General features: G+C 63.5%; 18 protein-coding genes and 1 tRNA gene. 7 read left to right on the plus strand and 12 right to left on the minus strand.

Going from position 1 to position 18,481, the window contains the following annotated elements:
- Positions 1-94: 94 nt before the first annotated feature.
- From NKJ23_RS20225 to NKJ23_RS20235, 3 genes are all read right to left on the minus strand, one after another.
- Positions 95-3,307, minus strand: a complete 3,213-nt coding sequence (locus tag NKJ23_RS20225; protein ID WP_352681855.1) for an AfsR/SARP family transcriptional regulator — start codon at positions 3,305-3,307, stop codon at positions 95-97.
- 120 nt (positions 3,308-3,427) lie between these two features.
- The gene (locus NKJ23_RS20230) at positions 3,428-3,886 is read right to left on the minus strand and encodes a hypothetical protein (protein ID WP_352636932.1); all 459 of its coding nucleotides are present in this window, start codon (positions 3,884-3,886) and stop codon (positions 3,428-3,430) included.
- A 239-nt stretch (positions 3,887-4,125) separates the two neighbouring features.
- Positions 4,126-4,201: transfer RNA gene (locus NKJ23_RS20235), tRNA-Ala, on the minus strand.
- Between the two features lie 165 nt (positions 4,202-4,366).
- Between NKJ23_RS20235 and NKJ23_RS20240 the strand changes: the two genes are divergently transcribed.
- The 3 genes from NKJ23_RS20240 (at position 4,367) to NKJ23_RS20250 (ending at position 5,994) form a co-directional block, all read left to right on the plus strand.
- Positions 4,367-4,657, plus strand: a complete 291-nt coding sequence (locus NKJ23_RS20240) for a YggT family protein (protein ID WP_023678162.1) — start codon at positions 4,367-4,369, stop codon at positions 4,655-4,657.
- 13 nt (positions 4,658-4,670) lie between these two features.
- Entirely contained in the window at positions 4,671-4,991 is a 321-nt protein-coding gene (locus NKJ23_RS20245; RefSeq protein ID WP_352681857.1) for a DUF167 family protein, read from the plus strand.
- 247 nt (positions 4,992-5,238) lie between these two features.
- Positions 5,239-5,994: a haloacid dehalogenase type II gene (locus tag NKJ23_RS20250; RefSeq protein ID WP_352681859.1), complete on the plus strand. Its 756-nt coding sequence runs from the start codon at positions 5,239-5,241 to the stop codon at positions 5,992-5,994.
- 16 nt (positions 5,995-6,010) lie between these two features.
- Here NKJ23_RS20250 and NKJ23_RS20255 read toward each other — a convergent pair whose 3' ends face one another.
- The 7 genes from NKJ23_RS20255 to NKJ23_RS20285 all read right to left on the minus strand — a co-directional run bounded on the left by NKJ23_RS20255 (position 6,011) and on the right by NKJ23_RS20285 (position 13,176).
- A complete protein-coding gene (locus tag NKJ23_RS20255; protein ID WP_352681861.1) occupies positions 6,011-6,979 on the minus strand; it encodes an ABC transporter ATP-binding protein in 969 nt (322 codons plus the stop codon).
- Entirely contained in the window at positions 6,979-7,989 is a 1,011-nt protein-coding gene (locus tag NKJ23_RS20260; RefSeq protein ID WP_352681929.1) for an ABC transporter ATP-binding protein, read from the minus strand. The genes NKJ23_RS20255 and NKJ23_RS20260 overlap by 1 nt, the downstream gene beginning before the upstream one ends.
- Positions 7,986-8,903, minus strand: a complete 918-nt coding sequence (locus NKJ23_RS20265; protein WP_352681864.1) for a dihydrodipicolinate synthase family protein — start codon at positions 8,901-8,903, stop codon at positions 7,986-7,988. Before NKJ23_RS20265 ends, NKJ23_RS20260 begins: the two co-directional genes overlap by 4 nt.
- Positions 8,904-8,921: 18 nt before the next feature.
- Positions 8,922-9,824, minus strand: coding sequence for an ABC transporter permease (locus NKJ23_RS20270; RefSeq protein WP_352681866.1), 903 nt, complete (start codon positions 9,822-9,824; stop codon positions 8,922-8,924).
- Positions 9,824-10,783 carry an ABC transporter permease gene (locus NKJ23_RS20275; protein WP_352681868.1) on the minus strand — a complete coding sequence of 320 codons (960 nt, stop codon included), beginning with the start codon at positions 10,781-10,783 and terminating at the stop codon, positions 9,824-9,826. The genes NKJ23_RS20270 and NKJ23_RS20275 overlap by 1 nt, the downstream gene beginning before the upstream one ends.
- A 66-nt stretch (positions 10,784-10,849) precedes the next feature.
- Positions 10,850-12,430, minus strand: coding sequence for an ABC transporter substrate-binding protein (locus NKJ23_RS20280; protein WP_352681870.1), 1,581 nt, complete (start codon positions 12,428-12,430; stop codon positions 10,850-10,852).
- Positions 12,431-12,462: 32 nt separating this feature from the next.
- Complete coding sequence (locus NKJ23_RS20285) at positions 12,463-13,176, minus strand: FadR/GntR family transcriptional regulator (protein WP_352470738.1); 714 nt, start codon at positions 13,174-13,176, stop codon at positions 12,463-12,465.
- A gap of 97 nt (positions 13,177-13,273) precedes the next feature.
- Here NKJ23_RS20285 and NKJ23_RS20290 point away from each other — a divergent pair, with 97 nt between their 5' ends.
- From NKJ23_RS20290 to NKJ23_RS20300, 3 genes are read left to right on the plus strand one after another with little or no spacing between them, the layout of a single operon-like run.
- The gene (locus tag NKJ23_RS20290; protein ID WP_352681872.1) at positions 13,274-14,245 is read left to right on the plus strand and encodes a Gfo/Idh/MocA family protein; all 972 of its coding nucleotides are present in this window, start codon (positions 13,274-13,276) and stop codon (positions 14,243-14,245) included.
- Positions 14,242-15,237: a Gfo/Idh/MocA family protein gene (locus tag NKJ23_RS20295; RefSeq protein WP_352681874.1), complete on the plus strand. Its 996-nt coding sequence runs from the start codon at positions 14,242-14,244 to the stop codon at positions 15,235-15,237. Before NKJ23_RS20290 ends, NKJ23_RS20295 begins: the two co-directional genes overlap by 4 nt.
- A complete protein-coding gene (locus NKJ23_RS20300) occupies positions 15,227-16,177 on the plus strand; it encodes a dihydrodipicolinate synthase family protein (protein ID WP_352681876.1) in 951 nt (316 codons plus the stop codon). Before NKJ23_RS20295 ends, NKJ23_RS20300 begins: the two co-directional genes overlap by 11 nt.
- 28 nt (positions 16,178-16,205) lie before the next feature.
- On the opposite strand, the gene NKJ23_RS20305 is transcribed toward NKJ23_RS20300, so the two are convergent.
- Positions 16,206-17,153, minus strand: coding sequence for an LLM class flavin-dependent oxidoreductase (locus NKJ23_RS20305; protein ID WP_352681878.1), 948 nt, complete (start codon positions 17,151-17,153; stop codon positions 16,206-16,208).
- 130 nt (positions 17,154-17,283) lie between these two features.
- Positions 17,284-17,439, minus strand: a complete 156-nt coding sequence (locus tag NKJ23_RS20310) for a hypothetical protein (protein ID WP_023678176.1) — start codon at positions 17,437-17,439, stop codon at positions 17,284-17,286.
- 264 nt (positions 17,440-17,703) lie between these two features.
- On the opposite strand from NKJ23_RS20310, the gene NKJ23_RS20315 reads away from it, so the two are divergent.
- On the plus strand, positions 17,704-18,471 hold the full coding sequence (locus NKJ23_RS20315) for an SDR family NAD(P)-dependent oxidoreductase (RefSeq protein ID WP_352681879.1): 768 nt from the start codon (positions 17,704-17,706) through the stop codon (positions 18,469-18,471).
- The last annotated feature ends 10 nt before the right edge of the window (positions 18,472-18,481 follow it).

The following is an 18,481-nucleotide window of genomic DNA, read 5'->3' on the forward strand; positions in this document are numbered from 1 at the left end:
ATTCCAGGAAAAGTGTGGAACGGTTTTCCGTCCGGAATTGCGCAAAAATAAAGAGATAGAGCGGTTCGGCGTTTCCGTGAAACGATGAACCGGTCTAGAGAAACGGGCGCACGAGCGAACGCAGCAAAGGCGAGGGCTCGTCATCGCCGGTCGAAGCGAGCGCGCGTTCATAGCGCCGGTAATCCTCGATGGCGCCGGCATGGTCGTTCCTGGAGAGGCTCTCCTGGATGAGCGTGCCATGGAGTTTGGCCGATTCCGGGTAGAAATCGAGCGCACGCCGGCACGCCTGGCGTGCCCGATCCGCGTTGCCTTGGCTCTGCCAGTGTTTGGCGATCCGCACGGCAAGCTCCACCAACCCGTCCCGCACCCGGTCGGCCGCGGCGTTCGACCAGGCGGGCATCGGGCCATTCGAGAAAAGCGGGCCGCCAAAGCCTTCCAGCAGGATTTCCTGCTCCTCGATTGCGCTGTCTCTTTGGCCCGACAGGACGCGTTTCAGCCGGTCTTCCCAATCCTGCAGATCGATCCAGACCTTGTCGGCAGCGAGCCGCAAACGGCCTTCTCTCAGCGTCACGAGTTCGCCTTGCCCGAGCAATTTGCGCAGACGATGCAGCGCCTGCTCCAAGGCCGCTTTGGCCTGGTCGCCGTCGAGGTCGGGCCAGAGCCAATCCTGCAGGGTTTCCACCGAACAGACCTGGTCCCTCGACAGGCAGATAATGCGCAATATGTCGAGCGCGCGGGTCGGTTTGGCACCGGGCGCGACCTCGGCGCCATCGATTTCGAGGCGGAAGCCTCCCATCAAGTGGATCCTGAGCAGCCAAGGCCACTGGGCGGGTCGGCCAGCGGGCGGGACCAGGTATCGCGCCCGAACGACGCGGCGGCAGAGATCGACGTCGATCTTTCGCTCCAGCGCATCGGCGACCAGCTCGGCCAATAAGTCCGGCAGGTTGAGCAGGATTGCGGAGGGGTTGACCTGGCGCAACACCTCCATGAATTCAGCCAGACGAGTGCCATAGGACGCGCCGCCTTTCCACTTCTGCTCCAGGGCCTGAGCGGCCAGAATGTTGAGTTCGACGCGCTGGCGAGGGCCGCCGCTCAGCCTTTCGACGATCTCCTGGAGTAGCGCAATGGCCTCCGCTGGACGCCGATCGGCCAGCAGGACCTGGTATTTGGTGACGTAATGCGGCCAGCGTTCGATCATCGGCTCATTCGCCCGCTCGATCGCATCCATGAAGGCATCGCAGTCGAGATAAGCCTTGACGAAGTCGCCGTTGCGCGTGTGCATCGCCGCGTGGCAGTCGGCGACTACAGCGACCTGGGTTGTGAACCTGCTGTCCGCGATCTCGCCCAGCCGGGAGACGAGCGCATTGAATTCCGAGAACCTGTTGTGAAGCTTCATCAGCAATTGAAGCTGATAGAGGGCGCTGAACTCGACGCCCCGTAAGGCGTGCTGCTCGCCTATCGCCGTTGCGCGTCGCAACGCATCCTCGGCCGAGGCATAGACAAAACCGCGCCGCGAATAGGGGAAGTAACGGCCGCTGGCCGAGCCAAAGGACACCAGCCACATGCCGAGCACCAGCGGCGGGATATCCGGATGTTCGAGATCGGCGGCAACGCTGTCCACGGCATTGGCAAAAATGTCGCGCTGCCCCGACGAGGTCGCGTAGTCGATGAGCGCTTCGCTTGCCAGCAGGCGCAACTCGACCGAATCCTCGATCGGCAGATGTGTCAGGCGCTGCTGGATATCATTCACGAGGCGCTTCGCGTCATGGGCGTCGAATTCGCCAGGTTCGGCGAAATCGACGGCCCGCAGGATGCCGAGCCTGACCATCATGAGTTCCTCCGGATCCAACTCCGGCAATCCCTTGGCAAGAACCTGTGAGGCTCGGCGCGTCCAATCCGCCAGCCCCTCATGCGTACGCCAGCTGGCGGTCTTGACTACGACCGCCCGCGCGACCGTCAGGCATTGGCCGCGCATGTCGGTGTTCTCGAATGCTTGCCATGCCTTGGAGAAGTGCGGTTCGGCCTTCGCATCGTCCGATGCGAAGGCGACGCCCAGCCAATAATGGACCCACCCGTCCATCTGGTCGGGGGGCAGCCTGTTGCACCATTCGACGAAGCTGGCCCTGCGCCCTTGCGAGAGAACGCCGTTAGCGCACTCCAGAATGAGCTGGCGTGCCAGCGGCCAGGCGCCCGCCTGCAACGCCAGCACGATTGCCGCGTCGGTTTTGTCTGCCTCGTGCAGGACCTTTGCTGCCTGCTCGCGCAGCCTGGAACGGTCCGCTTCCGTCACGCGCCGGTCCAGTAGGCCGGCAAGGTATTCGCGCAACAAGTCATGCAGCTGGAAGGCGGCGCCGCCCGGACCGTCGCGCGTGATCAGCAGCTGGCGATGCTGCAGCCGCACCAGCAGGCGAGCAGCCTGCGGCGAGCCCAGGAACGCATCGGCAAGCTCCGTGCTGATCTCCGGCAGAACGTTGAGCCTGATAAGCAGATCCTGGTCCTCCGGCGCGATGTCGCGCAGGAAATAACGTCCGACAATCTCCCGAAGGCCGGCGCCTCCGGCAAGGCCGGTCTGCGAAAGCGGGTAGTACATTCCGGCGTTGGCCAGCAGGAGAAGGCCTACCGCCCAGCCGCGCGCCTCCGAAATGTCGCCGACCTCGGACGGCGATTGCGAGCGGGCGGTGACGAGGTTGCGAGCCTCCGCAGGCGAAAACTCCAGCAGCGTTTGGTTGAGCACCGGCAACTGTCCCGACAGCACGAGGTCGGCGACATCGCCCTCGGGCAGCATCCGCGATGTGCAGATGCAGCGGACGGTGTTGGGGCGTTCGCGCAACAGGATCGCCAGCGTCCGGCGAAAGCCTGGCGCATCGGCACGATGCAGATCGTCGAGGACCAGGATCGTGCCCGGATCAAGCCGCGAGAAATAGGTGCGGAAGAACAGCCGCGCGAAATCGTCGGAATTGTCGGCATATTCCGGACCAAACACCGGCATGCCGGCATGCGTGCCGTCGAGCGACAGCGTCAGATAGTGGAAAAGGCGAGCAACGTCCTGGTCCTCGGTGTCGACCCGATACCAGTTGTACGCCGATTCGCCTTGCTTCAGCCCGCCTTGTTCCAGCCCGCCGTGTTCCAGAAAGTCGATCACCGCGGTGGTCTTGCCGTATCCACCAGGCGCAGCCAGCCAGCATGCACCACTGTCGAGGGCCTGCGAAAGCAGCGCCACTACGCGCGGACGGCTGACAACTCCCACTGGCCGGGGTGCCGAGAGCTTTGCTATCTCGCGCGGCGCGTCCCGGAAGGATTTATCCATTGTGAGGACTCTCGCAGCGCAGTCGCCTCGCGAAAACAGGCAGTCGGTTCGCCCGCAACAACAAATCGCCGGCCGGCGTTGTGCTCGCCTGACGTGCCGTGCTCGCCGGCAAGGTCGCGGCTATCCCTTGTGCGACATGATATGCGAAACCCCGACACTCACGTCGGCGGTGTGTCTTGCCATCACTGCGTTCATTCGCATTGCAATTGTCGCATAGCCGTTTCGTTCGTGGTCGGTAACTTCCGAGGGCTTGAAGAGCCAAGGAAGGGGTGCAACCTGCGCGTCCGCGAAATTGGCCGGCAGGTTCGATGGCAACGCTTTTTTCCCTAAAGGCAGCTCTAGCCCAAGGTCGCTAAATTCCTCCTCGAGACTGGCGTGCAGATGAGAAAGGACCACATAGATCGCCAGCTTTGATCTAGTCCTTTCTGTGTTGTTTTGATTGTACTCTTGAAGAACCTCATCGAATGATGGCGATACGTCGCTTTCCGCAGCGGTAGCTCGTGTTGCAACAGCACCGGCCAGGGCAGTCGCTGCCATTCCTGTAAGACCTACAAAATCACGCCTTGTCGCGCTGGTCATGGTGAATTCCCCTCGGTTTTGAAGACGGACCAAGTCTGGCAAGGACGAGGCGCAGTGGCAATAGGCCGCATACGCTACTGGTGTAGAGGGTCTTTACGTTGCCGATGTGAATCCACTCGGCAACGATAGTGCCAAGCCGGCAGAGGCCCGCGATGCATTCGGTTGCTTCAGCTGAGGATAGCCATGGACTCCAAGCGGGTCTTCGGCATGCAACCAGGCAAGGGATTCTAAAAATCCGCTGGTGGAGCTGAGGAGGATCGAACTCCTGACCTCGTCATTGCGAACGACGCGCTCTCCCAGCTGAGCTACAGCCCCGTCCAGCGGATGGGGCTTTTATCGGCCGCTGCGGTTTCCTGTCAAGGCTGCGCTTGCTGCCGAAATGCCGTTCGGCCGTTCGTGCGCCCTCGCCCATGCGGCGGAAGACGGCTCTTGCCGCTTTCACCTACAGTGGCTACATGTCGGCAGCAATCGGAGACCGGCATGATCGCCCTCATTCAGACCATTGTCATGGCGCTTGACCTTTACTGGTGGATCATCATCGCCTCGGCGATATTTTCCTGGCTCTACGCCTTCAACGTCGTCAACTCTCGCAACCAGTTCGTCGACACCATCAGCAACATGCTCTATCGGCTGACCGAGCCGGCGCTTCGGCCGATCCGCCGCTTCATGCCCGACCTCGGCGGCATCGACATCTCGCCGATCATCCTGCTGCTGATCCTGTTCTTTATCCGGCAGTTCCTGCTCACCACCGTGCTTTCGCTGGTCGTCTGAGCCCAGGGCGTCCATGAGTGCGCCGTTCCGCACGCGCGCCGACGGCATCGACCTGTTCGTCCGGCTGACGCCGAAAGCGGCGATGGACAGGCTGGAGGGCATCGAAACATCGGTGGATGGGCGAAGCTATCTAAAAGCCCGCGTCCGCGCCGTGCCGGAAAACGGAGCCGCCAATCGAGCGCTGGAAAGGCTGGTTGCTAAGGCGCTTGGCGTGCCGGCATCGGGCGTCTCGATCGCCGCCGGCGGTACAGCTCGGCTGAAGACGCTGCGCGTGCTTGGCGATCCCGCGGCGCTGGCGAAACGCATCGATACGCTGGGCACGCCTGCGCCATGATCTCGGCTCGCTCACTTACCCCGCAAAAAAAGGCCGGGCTGCAAAGCCCGGCCAGATGTGAAGGTCGAAAACCTTCAGAGGGGAACGCGCCGGACGAATGGGAGGAAACATCCGACGCGCATTGCATATGGGTTGGCGTCGGCGACGTTTCAATGAGCCCGGGGGAACCACCTTCGCGCTCAGGCTTTTAAACATTTCGACTATCTGATCAGCAGCTCGACGAGGTCGATCCGTGCTATCGCGACCGATGCCGCAGGACACCAACCGCAACCCGACCGGAAAGCTCAATATGACCGCCACTCGAGTCCTATTCTTCGATGTTCTGGGAACCGTCGTTGATTGGCGCAGCGGTATCGCAAGGGAGGCCGGCGCCTTCCTCGCGCGAGTTGGTGCAGAGCAGGTCGATCCCGGTGAATTCGCCGATGCGTGGGCGTCGCGCTATGACGCCTCGACCGAGGCGGTGCGGACGGGGCAGCGGCCTTTCGTGTCACTTGACGTAATCAACAGGGAGAATCTGGACGCCACCCTCGTCCAGTTCGGGCTGGCCCCATCCGAGCTGCCGACCGCCGAACTTGAGGAACTCAACCTCGCCTGGCACCGGCTGGAGCCGTGGCCCGATTCGCTGAAAGGCCTTGCGAGGCTAAAGGAACGCTTCATCATCGTGCCCTTATCAGGGGCCAATACCCGGCTGTTGCTGGATATGGCCAAGCGCGCCGGCCTGCCTTGGGACACCGTCCTTGGCTCGGATGTGTTCGGCACCTACAAGCCTGCGCCGCAGGCTTATCTCCGCGCAGTGGAGATCCTGGGGGTGCGACCTGCGGAGGCCGTGTTAATCGCCGCGCACAATGACGACCTGGCGGCGGCACGAAGGTGCGGTATCGGAACCGCCTTTGTTGCTCGGCCAAAAGAGCATGGCCCGGCGCAGACGACCGATCTCTCGCCTCTTGAGAGCTGGGACTTTGTGGCCGACGACCTTGTCCATCTCGCCCAAGTTCTCCCGTAGGCCGAGGGCAGAAAACCTAAGCGATGTCGTCGCGAATGCAGGCCTTCAGATGGCCCTCGGCTGTCGCCCTCAGCGGCGGTACAGCCCCGGCGCAAGCTTCCAGCGCGAACGGGCAACGGGTTCGGAAAACGCAGCCCGACGGCGGGTTTGCCGGGCTTGGAATATCGCCTTTGAGCACCTGCCGGCTTTGCCTGGCCAGCGGATCGAGCGACGGAATGGCTGACAGCAGCGCGCGCGTGTAGGGATGCTGGGGACGGGCATAAAGCTCGGCCGCCGGCGCAACCTCCATGATGCGCCCGAGATAGAGCACGATGACCGTGTCGCAGATGTACTCGACGACAGCCAGATCGTGCGAAATGAACAGCATGGTCAGGCCGAGCCGGAGCTGCAGGTCGCGCAACAGATTGATGATTTGCGCCTGGATCGAGACGTCGAGTGCCGAGACCGGCTCGTCGGCAACGATGAATTCCGGCTCGAGCGTCAGCGCCCGGGCGATGCCGATGCGCTGGCGCTGGCCGCCCGAAAATTCATGGGCGTAGCGGTCATAGGCGTCGACCGGCAACTCGACCGCGGCAAGTGCCTTCTCGGCCTTCACCCGCCGCTCGGACTTCTTGCCGATGCCTTGAATGTCCAGGCCTTCGGTGAGGATCTGCCCGATCGTCATGCGCGGCGACAGGCTGGCGAAGGGATCCTGGAAAATATACTGCATCTTGCGGCGCTGGCGGCGCAACTGGGCGGCACCCAGCCTGGTGATGTCGGTGCCGTCATAGCTGATTTGGCCGGATGTCGGCTCGATCAGACGCAGCACCGAGCGGCCGATCGTCGTCTTGCCGGAGCCGGATTCGCCGACCAGACCGACCACCTGGCCACGCCCGATATCGAAAGAAATATCCTCCAACGCCCTTACGACGGGTCCGCGCGAGAACGCTGTCGGCGCAAAATGCTTGGTCAGGTTTTTGACAGCGAGGAAAGGGGCGTCGGCCATCAGAGCTCCTCCCAACGCAGGCAGCGGCTTTGCTGGGTCGGCGTCGCCCCAAACAATGGCGGGACCGCGGCGCGGCAGGCAGCGATAGCCATCGGGCAACGCGGCGCGAAGGAACAGCCCTTGGGCAGCAAGGCGAGCGACGGAACATTTCCGGCAATGGTCGGCAGCGGCGTTCCCGCCGCCTTCAGCGCCGTGGCCTGGCCGAGCCGCGGCACCGAGCGCATCAACCCTGCGGTATAGGGATGGCGCGGACGGGTGAACACCTCGCTCACCGGACCCGATTCGACGATACGCCCGGCATACATCACCGCCACCCGGTCGGCGATTTCGGCGACGACTCCGAGATTGTGGGTGACGAACAGGATGCCCATGCCGCGCTGCGCCTGCAGTTCGGCCAAAAGATCGAGGATCTGGGCCTGTATGGTGACGTCCAGCGCGGTCGTCGGCTCGTCGGCGATCAGCAAGCCTGGATCGCAGGACAGGGCCATGGCTATGGTAGCACGCTGGCGCATCCCGCCCGAAAGTTCGTGTGGATATTGCCGCGCCCGCCGCTTCGGATCGGGAATGCCGACCTGTTCCAGCAGCCGCACCGCGTCTGCTTCTGCCTCGCGGTGCGATTTGCCGAGATGGATGCGGATCGGTTCGGCGATCTGCTCGCCAATCGTGTAGACCGGGTTTAGGCTGGTCATCGGCTCCTGGAACACCATGCCGATCTCGTTGCCGCGTATCTTGCGCAGCGACTCGGCATCGAGGCTGGTCAGCTCGGTGACCGTGCCGTTCTTGCGCCGCAGCGCGATCGACCCCTCTGCGATATGTCCGACCCTTTTCGGCAACAGGCCGATGATCGACAGGCTGGTGACGGATTTGCCGGATCCGGATTCGCCGACGAGCGCCACCGTCTCGCCGGCACCGATCGTCAGGTCGACATCCCTTACCGCCGCGATGTCGCGGCCCGCGATGCGGAACACCGAGCGCAGGCCGGAAATCGAGAGGATCGGCGCGACGCTCAGCGGAGCAGCCCCACATCGCGAAGGATCGCGTCGACCTTCGCGGTTTCCTCCTCGTTCAGGCTGCGTTGCGGCCGCGCCATGGTGTTCGAGGCGATGATGCCGAGGCTCTTCATCGCCGCCTTGAAGGCGCCGACGCCGGCCGAGCCGGCGCTGGTCCTGCCGAGCGAGATCCAGACGATCTCGAACAGTTTCAACAACCGCTCCTGCTCCAGGCGGGCTTCGGCATGCTGGCCCGCCTGCGTCAGCTTCCACAGCCTGACATAACCATGCGGGTCGACATTGGCGAGGCCCGGCACGACGCCATGCGCACCCATCGCCAGCACACTGTCGACCAGGATCTCGGAACCGGTCATGCCGAAAAAACTGGGATCGTCGGCCATGTCCTTGAGCACGTAACGCAGATTGCCGTCATCGCCGCTGGAATCCTTGATGCCCGCGATGGCGCCTTCCCTGGCGAGGCCGACCGTGGTCTTGCGCTCCAGCTTGATGTGAACGCAGACCGGGATATCGTAGGCGATGACCGGAATGTCGATCGCATCCTTGATATAGCGGAAGTGGTCGCCGATCTCCGGCTGGCTGGTGCGGGTATAAAACGGCGCGGTGACGACGATGGCGTCGGCGCCGGCCGATCTGGCGATCCGGGCGTGGTTGATGACGCGGTCGGTAGTCGGGTCGATGACCCCAGCGAAGATCGGAACCCGGCCGTTATTGACCTTGACCGCGTGCTCGAGGATGGCCCTGCGGCCCGCCTCGTCGTGGAAGACCACCTCGCTGGTCGAGCCGAGCACAAACAGCCCGTGAACACCACCGTCGAGCAGGTTCTCGATAGTGCGGGTGAACGACGGGAAGTCGATGCTGAAATCGGCATTGAGCGGGGTGACGACAGGTGGCACGACGCCGGTAAACAGGGGCATTTTGATGAACCTTTGAGGTCAGTTGAGATCGGAGCGGGGGTCGAATGCATCGCGCAGGCCGTCGCCGATGAAGTTGATGGCGAGCACGGTGAGCACCAGTGCGGCGCCCGGGAACATCCATTGCCAGGGGTAATTTTCAAGCACGACGGTGGAGCGGGCGAGATTGAGCATGTTGCCCCAGCTGGCTTCGGGCGGTGCGATGCCGAGGCCGAGGAAGGACAGGCCGGCCTCGAGCAGGATGGCGTTGGCGATCTGTAAGGTGGCGTAGACGACCAGGATATCGATGCAATTGGGCAGGCCGTGCCGGAACAAGAGATGCGGCAGCCCTGCCCCCATGCCGCGGGCGGCGACGACAAAGTCGCGCTCGCGCAGTTCGAGCAGCCGGGCACGCACCATGCGCGACAGCACCGGCCAGGAGAGCAGCGAGATCACCAGGATGGTCGGGGCGATGCCGGTGCCGGCGATCGAAGCCAGCACCAGCAGGAAGATCACCGGCGGCAGCGTCATCGCCAGGTCGACCAGGCGCATCACCGTGCCGTCGACAAGACGCCCGCCAAAGCTGGCGACGGCACCGACCAGGAAGCCGATGACGGTGGAGATGGCGACCGAGCTGACGGCAACCAGCAATGAGATCCGCCCGCCTTGCAGCAACCGGGCCATGACGTCGCGCCCGACGCCGTCGCTGCCCAGCCAATGAATGGCCGACGGCGCCTTGTTCATTGCTCGGAGGTCGATGGTGTTAGGACCGAACGCCCACCACAAAGGATACGTCGAAACCGCCAGCAGGATCGGGATGACGACCAAAAGCCCGGCACGCGCCGCGCGGTTTTCAAAAAAGCGGTCGAGCGCGCGGCGAAGCGGGCCTTTGGTTTGCGGCACGGCTGTCGGGTCAACTGTAGGATCTGGCGCCGTGATTGCCATCATGCCACCTGAATGCGCGGGTCGACGACGGCATAGACGACGTCGGTCAACAGGTTGACCAGGATGACGCAAACGCCGATCACCAGGGTAGCGCCCATGATCACCGGGTAATCGCGGGTGCCGACGGCGTTGACCAGAAGCAGTCCCATGCCCGGCCAGTTGAACACGCTTTCCAGGAAGATGGCGCCGCCGATGGCGATGCCGACAGTCGAGCCGATCAAGGTAATGACCGGCAAGAGCGCATTGCGGGTCGCGTGCTTGATGATCACCCAGAACTCGCGCACGCCCTTGGCACGCGCCGTCCGCACGTAATCCTGGTTGAGCACTTCCAGCAGCGAGGCGCGCATGTAACGCATGATCACCGCGGCATGGCCGACGGACAGCAGGCAGGCGGGCAGGACGAGGTGCGCAAGCACATCCGTCGCCGAGAACGGCGCACCCGCGGTCTGCATGCCGCCGGACGGCGCCCAGCGCAGCAGCACCGAGAAGAAATAGAGACCGAGCAGCGCTGTCAGAAAAGCCGGGCTGGAGATACCGATAAACGACAGCACCGACAGCGCGATGTCGGATGGTTCGTTACGGCGCACCGCGCTGAAAATGCCGGCGGAAATGCCGAGCACGATGGCGATCGCCAGGCCCGTACCCATCAGCAGCGCCGTCGGGCCGATGCGTTCCATGACCAGTGGCAGCACGGCAACGCCGCTGCGCTGGATCGAATAGCCGAAGTCACCGCTCAGCGCCGCGCGCAGCCAGGCGAGATATTGCACGGGAAGCGGCCGATCGAGCCCGAGCCGTTCGCGCAGGCCCTCGAGGTCGGAAGCCGACATGGGGACCGATGGGTTGATATAGGCGTCGATCGGATCGCCCGGCGCCAGCCGCAACAGGATGAAGATGAGGACGCTGAGCGCGACCAGCATCAGCAATCCTGTGGCGCTGCGGCGGGCGATGAAGCTCAACATGGGCTTTCCGTGGCGGTGGCAGGCGGCGGCAAAGTGGTCCCGCCTGCTCGCTTGGTTGCGGGTTTCTTACTGGATGTCCCAGCGCTCGGGGTGAGCTGCGTAGGGGCCGCCGCCCGGCGCCGGCGTCCAGACGAAGTCATGCAGCTTGTTGGAGGCTACGCCATAGCGGTTGGCCACCCACAACGTCGCCCAGGGTAGCTCCTTGTTCATCACCTTGCAGACCCCCTGCCAGGATTGATCGAGCTTGGCCGGATCGGTTTGGCCTAGCGCGGCGTCCAATGCGGTGCTCAGATCGTCGAACTCGATGCGCATGGTGTTGAAGCCTGCCGGCGGGATCTGCGACTTGTTGAGGCCGGGATTGAGGCCGGCCGGGTTGGGGCCGTTCTGCAGGCCGGCATAGACCATCGGAAAGGCGTTCCAGTCCGGCGTGCCTTGCTTGTAGACGATGCCGTTGTAGGTCGGCGTATCGACGACCCGCGGCACCACATTGATGCCGACCTCGGCCAGCATCGACTGGACAGCGGCCATCACATTGGCCGCTTGCGGCGAGCCGTAATAGGTCAGCAAGGTGATCGGCTTGTCGCCGTTGATCTTGTCCCAGCCGGCCTCGCTCAGCAGCGCCTTGGCCTTTGCCGGATCGTAGGCATAGGGTTCGAGGCCTGCGGGAACGAGATGCGGCGCGACATAGCCGCAATTGGCTGGCTCGGCGGCACCGCCGTAGAGGCTGTCGATGATGGCGTTGCGATCGATCGCGTACATGATCGCCTGGCGGACACGGATATCCCTAAACAGGTCGACCTTCTGGTTCAGGCCGATATAGTTGACCACGTACGAGGCACCTTCGATCACCTTGAAATTGCTGTCGCTCTTGAACGATGCCGCATCGTCGGGCTCGACATAGGTGAACTGGATTTCGCCGGCACGGAGTGCGGCAACGGCCGCCGCCGGCGACTCGAAATAGCGGTTGATGAGCACGTCTACCTTCGGCTTGCCGCCGCGATAATCGTCATCGGCTGCCAGTTCGACATATTGGTCGGTCACGTAGCGCTTGAACTTGAACGGGCCGGTGCCGACCGGTGTGGTCGACCACCAGGTGCTTGTCGCCAGCGATTCCGGCGGCAGAGCGGCCAGGGCATGCTCCGGCAGGATCATCAGCTGCGAGAGGATGGATAGAAACGAGCCGTTCGGTTTCGATAGCTTCACCACTGCGGTGTGGTCATCCGGCGCATCGACCGAGGCGATGTTGGCGAGGCGGGCGGCAAACAGGCTGCCGGAGGCCTTGTTCCTGGCAAGCTCGAGGGTGAACTTGACGTCCTTCGAGGTGAACGGCTTGCCGTCGTGCCAAGTCTCGTTGACCAGGTTGAACGTATAGCTCAGCTGGTCGTCGCTGATCTTGTAGTCCTTGGCGAGGTCGCCTTCGATCTCGGTCAGTCCGGCATTGTAGATGACCAGCGGTTCAAAATAGGTGCTGAGCCAGGTGTAGCCGCCGGTCGCGACCAGCGGGTTGAAGTTCTTGGGAAAACCGCCCGGGCCGACGTCGAAGCCGCCCGCAATGGTCTTGGCGCTTTGTGCCTGGACACTGGTCAATGGGGCAATGCTGGCGAGCAGCAGCCCGGCGACTGAGAATGCGATGGTCCTGATGCGCATGGTTTCCTCCCTTGGCATAGTCAGGTTGTTCTTCAGCTTGCTCGGTTTTTGGCGATAACCTGCTGGATCCCCCGGTAATGGTCATCGAGCCGCCGACGCGCCTGGTCGACATCCTTGGCGGCGACAGCCTCGACGATCTCGTGATGGTCGCGCCATGTCGCCAGCGGCGTCGGATTGTCGAGATTGGTGAAATTCGAGGCCTTGTTGAACGCCATCCAGAAGATGTCGATCAGCGCGCTCAGCATGCGATTGTTCTGGCAGCGGAACAGCAGCTGATGGAATTGCTGGTCCTCTTCGGCGAAGCTCTCATGGCGCTCGGCACGTTGCCGCATGCGCTCGGTCAACTGGCGCAGCGCTTCGATATCTTCGGCGCTGATCATCTCGATCGTCTTGGCGATGAGGCCGGTTTCCAGCACGCGGCGGATTTCGCGCAGCTCTTCGACATCGCGCAGCGAATCTTGCAAGCCGTAGGCAAGATTATCCAGCAGCGGCTTGAACGAGAACTCCTTGACGAACACGCCGATGCCGCGCCGCGTCTCCAGGATGCCGATCGATTCCAGCGCCTTGATGGCCTCCCGCACGGAGTTGCGGCCGACGCCGAGCCGCTGCGCCAGGAACGTCTCCGGCGGCAAGGGATCGCCGGCCTTGAGCTGGTTGCTTTCGATATAGGCCCGGAGGCTTTCCTGCACGGTGACGTGCAGCAGCGGTGGTCTGCTCAACGGTTCGATCGACTTCAGTTCCGCCATCCCACTGCTTTCATCATCCGCTGAAGCTTGCCCGCCGCTTGTCGTATAGCCACTTGTAGGATATCCTGCAAGCCCATAGCAAACGTGCTGCCTCCGAATGAAGATAATCCTCGCCGGCTCGAGCCACTGGCACGCCGAAATGCACCTCGACGCCGCACGCTTTTACGGTGCGGAGATCGTCGGTATCTGGGACGAGGATCCTGGCCAAGCGCAAGCGTTCGCCGCGCACCACGACCTGCCGTTTATCGAAGATTTCAAGGAGATACTCTCCAGCCCGCCGGATGTGATCCTGTTGATGGGGCACCCTTCGATGGTGCCGGCGCGGGCACGTGCGATCATCGCGGCAGGGATACCGCTGATCCTGGAGAAGCCGGCGGCCAGCCATACGAGGGAACTGATGGCGCTGCGCGACCTTGCCAGGCAGTACCAGGCTTTTGTCGCTGTTCCCCTGCCCAACCGTTTCGGGCCGGCCGTTGCCGGCCTTGAACGGCTGCGCCGGCAAGGTCGCGCCGGCCCCGTGGCGCATTGCCAGTTCCGGCTGGTCAACGGCCCGCCGCAACGCTACATCGCCGACGGTGTCGCCTGGGTGCTCGACCCGGCGGTTGGTGGCGGGGGTGCGTTGAGGAATCTCGGCATACACGGCGTCGACGCGGCACTCAGCCTCGCAACCGGCAAGCTCGGCCTGAAAAGCGTTTCGATCGCGAACCGCATCCATCCCGGCCCGGTCGAGGATCACGCACTTCTGGTGCTGGAAGACGAGGCCGGCGCGCTGTTCATTGTCGAGGCCGGTTACACCTTTGCTTCGATGCGCCCCGGCGGTGACTTCGAGTGGCGCATCGTCAGTGCCAATGCCACCCTCATCGATCATGGCGACCATGTTATCTGCGCAACGCTCGACGACGCGGCAATCGTCGACTTGCCGGTCGAACTGCCGGCGACGCGCTATCGTCTGTTCATGCGCGATACGCTTGACCGGCTGGCCAGAAAGGCGCCTCCGCCGGTGTCCATCGAAGATTATGTTGCGGCGATGTCGCTGATCGACGCCGCCTATCAAAAGGCAGGACCATGATTGGAATAGGAATTATCGGCGCCGGCGATTTCGGCGCAGCCCATGCGCGGGCAATCCCTGAGGCTGGCGGCATTCGCCTCGTCGCCGCCTCTCGAGGAAATGCCAACGCACTGCAGCAATTCACCGCTGAACATGGCGGCCGCGGCTACGCGGACTGGCGAAGGCTGCTGGACGACAAGGAGGTTGATGCGGTCCTCATTGCCAGCCCGCACCATCTCCATGCCGAAATGGCCATCGGCGCGGCAAAGGCCGGCAAGCATATCCTGCTCGAAAAACCGATGGCGCCGACGGTGGCTGCCTGCGATGCGATCAACGCCGCCGTGGCCAAGGGTGGCGTCAAGCTGATGGTCGCCCACCTCATGCATTTCGCCCTGCCCTGCATGGCGGCCAGGCAAATTCTGGAGGAAGGCGAGCTCGGCCGGCCGCTCGCCGGATCGAGCTGGATCATCAAGCTGTGGATGGAGCACAATCGCCGCGACTGGCATCTGCGCAAGGCGACCGGCGGCGGCATGCTGTTGACGGCCGGCATCCACGCGGTCGATCGCCTGGTCTGGCTGATGGATGACGATGTCGTGTCGGTGAGCGGCATGCTCGGCGCCAAGTTCCATGACCAGGAAGCAGACGACAGCGCTCTGCTCGGATTGCGCTTCGCCGGCGGCGGCATCGGCCAGGTGCAGAGCGTCGGCTATCGCACCGGCGCCACCACCTATGCCATGGATCTGGTCTGCGAGCGGGGAACGCTGCGCATCGACATGGACCGCGGCACCATGCTTGGCCGCGAGACGGTCTGGACCGAGCTGCCCGGTTCCTTTGAGCCGAACTGGATGCATAACGCGCTGGTGCGCGAATGGAGCGCAATGCGCGATGCCATTGCCGATGACACGCCGGTGCCGGTCGACGGCATCTATGCGCGCAAGATCATCGCCATTGTCGAGGCTGCCTTTGCGTCGAACGAAACCCGCCGCGAACACGAGATCGCCGGTGGACGCTGACCTCGACGACCATCTGGCCCGCTTGCCCGCACACGCACCGCGCGGCATCTGGGGCGCGGTGATGCTGGCCATCGACGATCGCGGAGCGATCGACTGGCAGGCGACGGAAGAGACGATCGCCCGGCTCTGCGCCTCAGGCGTCGACGGCGTCTATTCCAATGGCACGGCCTGCGAATTCCATTGCCAGACCGAGCCCGAATTCGACCGGCTTTGTGAGTTGGTCGCAACCATAGCCGGCCGCGCGCGCCTTCCTTTCCAGATCGGCATCAGCCAGTCCAATCCGCGCGTCGCGCTGGAGCGACTGACGCGGGTCGCCGGACTTCACCCGGCGGCGGTGCAGTTCACGCTGCCCGACTGGTGGCCGCCCAGCGACGACGAGGTCATGCGCTTTGCCGGCGGCCTGTGCGACGCCGCGCCTGAAACGCCGCTGGTGCTCTACAATCCGCCGCACGCCAAGCGCCACCTGACGCTCGACGGCATCGCCAGTCTGCGTGCGGCCGTGCCATCGCTGGTCGGCGCCAAGCGGCCGGGCGGCGACGCCGGCTGGTATGCCGACACGCGCCGCAAACTGGACGGATTTTCCGTCTTCGTCCCCGGCCACACGCTGGCGACAGGGTATGCCGGGGGAGCCCATGGCAGCTATTCCAACGTTGCCTGCCTCAACCCGAAGGGCGCGGTGCAGTGGTGGCAGATGATCCGCACCGACATGGTCGCAGCTGCCGAGGTCGAGGCCCGCATATGGGCGTTCCTCGCCGCACATGTTCTACCGTGTCGCACCCGTTACGATGTCAGCGATGCAGCACTCGACAAGGCGATGGCGGCGGCCGGCGGCTGGGCGCCGCTCGGTCCGCGATTGCTCTGGCCCTACAGCTCCGTTCCCGATCAGGAAATACCGACGCTGGCCAGGGCGGCTCACGCGGCTTTCCCGGAATGGTGGTAGACCCGTCACCAAGGCGCGGGACGACGGTTCAGCAGCCGGCTCGCGCGCCCTGTGTCGCGCGTGACACAAACGCCCCCGGCTGAGGGACATCGGCCTCGCGCCGTGCCAGTGAATTGCGCAAGAGCGCGATCGCCTCGCGGCCGGCGGTCGCAATCTCGCGTGGCCTGTCGACGCCGACGATCATGAACTCCTTGATCCCCAAAGCGGCGTAGGAAAGCAGCGACAGCGCGACCTGCGCCGGCGGCCCGGCAAGTTCGAGCGCCTTCTGGCAGGAAGCGGCCGATTTGTCTTCCGAACGGATTCGGACGGGAAGCGCGAAACGCAGCTTGCCGGCCCGGCCGTGTTCGGCAGCAGCGCCGCGTACGCGCTCCATTGACTGGTGAATTTCTGCAAGCGAGCCAGGCGCCAGCTCGAACACGTCCGCATGCCTGCCCGCGACCCTGAGCGCAGTGCCCGACTGCCCGCCCATGCGGATGGTCACATCGGCACCATGCGGCCCCTTGCGCGGCACATAGCCGCCTTTGATGCTGTAAAAGGTGCCTTCATGGTCGAACGGCCTGTCGTTCGACCACAACCGCTTCAGCAGCACCAGATATTCATCAATGCGTTGCCAGACCACTGTGTGGCCGGCCGGACGTGCCTCGGCATCGTCGTCGCTCAGCGGCTCGCTGAGCATCCTGAGCGACAGCCGGCCACCGCTTCTCGCGTCGAGGGCAGCGAGTTGTCGCGCCGCCACGGTTGGTTCGATCACGCCTGCCCAATGCGTGAGCACGACCTCCAGGGACGAGGTCCGGTCCAGCGTCTGGGCGGCAAGGTCCATATTGGTCAGCAGCCCGGCCTGGTCGTCGATGACGATCCTCTGGAATCCAGCATCCTCGATCAGTGACAGCTTCGTCGCGGTCTCGACAAAGTCATAGAAAAAGCTGGCGTCGGCAGCGTGGATCTTACCGGGAACATGCGTGAACTCGATCGGCATTGCCATCTCCTCCATCACGTTGGAATCAGGGCGCGCAAATGCACACCGGCATTCGGTTCATCAACTCCGGAATCTCTGCAAACGGCAGGCCGCTATCCCGAGGAAGCCTCGATGATCAGAGCCTTGACAATCAGGGGATCAGCCCCAGTACCACTGCCCCGGTGAATACAAACGCAAGGGCAAAGACGAGATAGGCGAAAGCACCGGCATAGGCCGGCCGCCACACCTGGTCGGAACCCAGCCTTTGGCCTTTGCGGGCAGTCTGAGCGTTCTGGCTATAGGACATATCGACCTCCGTCTCGGCGCTTAATCTATAAAATCAGTAGACTTTGTCGAGTGCTATTTTCGCGCGATCCTTAGAACAATTTTCTCCAAACGGCGGACAAGTTAGTGCTTTTACTGCTTAGCGCTGCCTTTTGCGGCATGCCGGGGTGACGGCAGGAAACGTCAGGTCCATGTGTCTGTGGCTCCTTGGCCATCCAATGGATGAGGGATAGCATCGCTTCAGCGGAAAGCCGCGACGTCACGGCAAGGCAGCAGGGAGCAAACCATGGGGACAAGACTGGCCGGCAAGGTCGCCATCATTTCGGGTGGCGCGACAGGAATGGGCGGTGCGGCCTCGGAGCTTTTCGCGGCCGAGGGCGCCAAGGTGGCGATCGTCGACCGCAACGGCGAAGCGGCGGCGGCTACCGCGGCGGCAATCAGGCAACGCGGCCATGTCGCCGAGCACTGGGTCGCTGACGTATCGGATGAGGCGCAGGTCGAAACGGCGGTGAAGGGCGCGACGGAAAAATTCGGCCCGGTCACGGTTCTGTTCAACCATGCCGGCACCCTCGTCATCAAACCCTTCCTGGAGACCACGCTGCAGGAATGGGACTGGCTGCATGCCGTCAATGTGCGTTCGATGTTCCTGATGACGCGTGCTGTGCTGCCCGGCATGATCGCCGCCGGCGGCGGTTCCATCGTCTGCACCTCGTCGATCTCGGCGGTGGCGGCGACGCCGATGGAGGTGCTTTACGACACCACCAAGGGCGCCTGCCATATGTTCGCGCGTGCCATCGCCGTCGAGTTCCGCGACCGCAACATCCGCTGCAATGCGGTCTGTCCAGGCTTCATCAGGACACCGCATGGCCTGCGCGAGGTCGCCGATCTCGACAAACTCGGCGTCGATGTCTCCGACGCGGCAATGGCGGCGCAGCAAGGGCGGATCGGCGAGCCGGAAGAGGTCGCGAAGGCAGCCCTGTTCCTGGCCAGCGACGAGGCCAGCTTCGTCAACGGCGCCCATCTGTTCGTCGATAACGGCTTCACCGCGATGTGAAAGGCGAAGC

The organism is Mesorhizobium sp. M0184 (assembly GCF_040322215.1).
GTDB lineage: Bacteria > Pseudomonadota > Alphaproteobacteria > Rhizobiales > Rhizobiaceae > Mesorhizobium.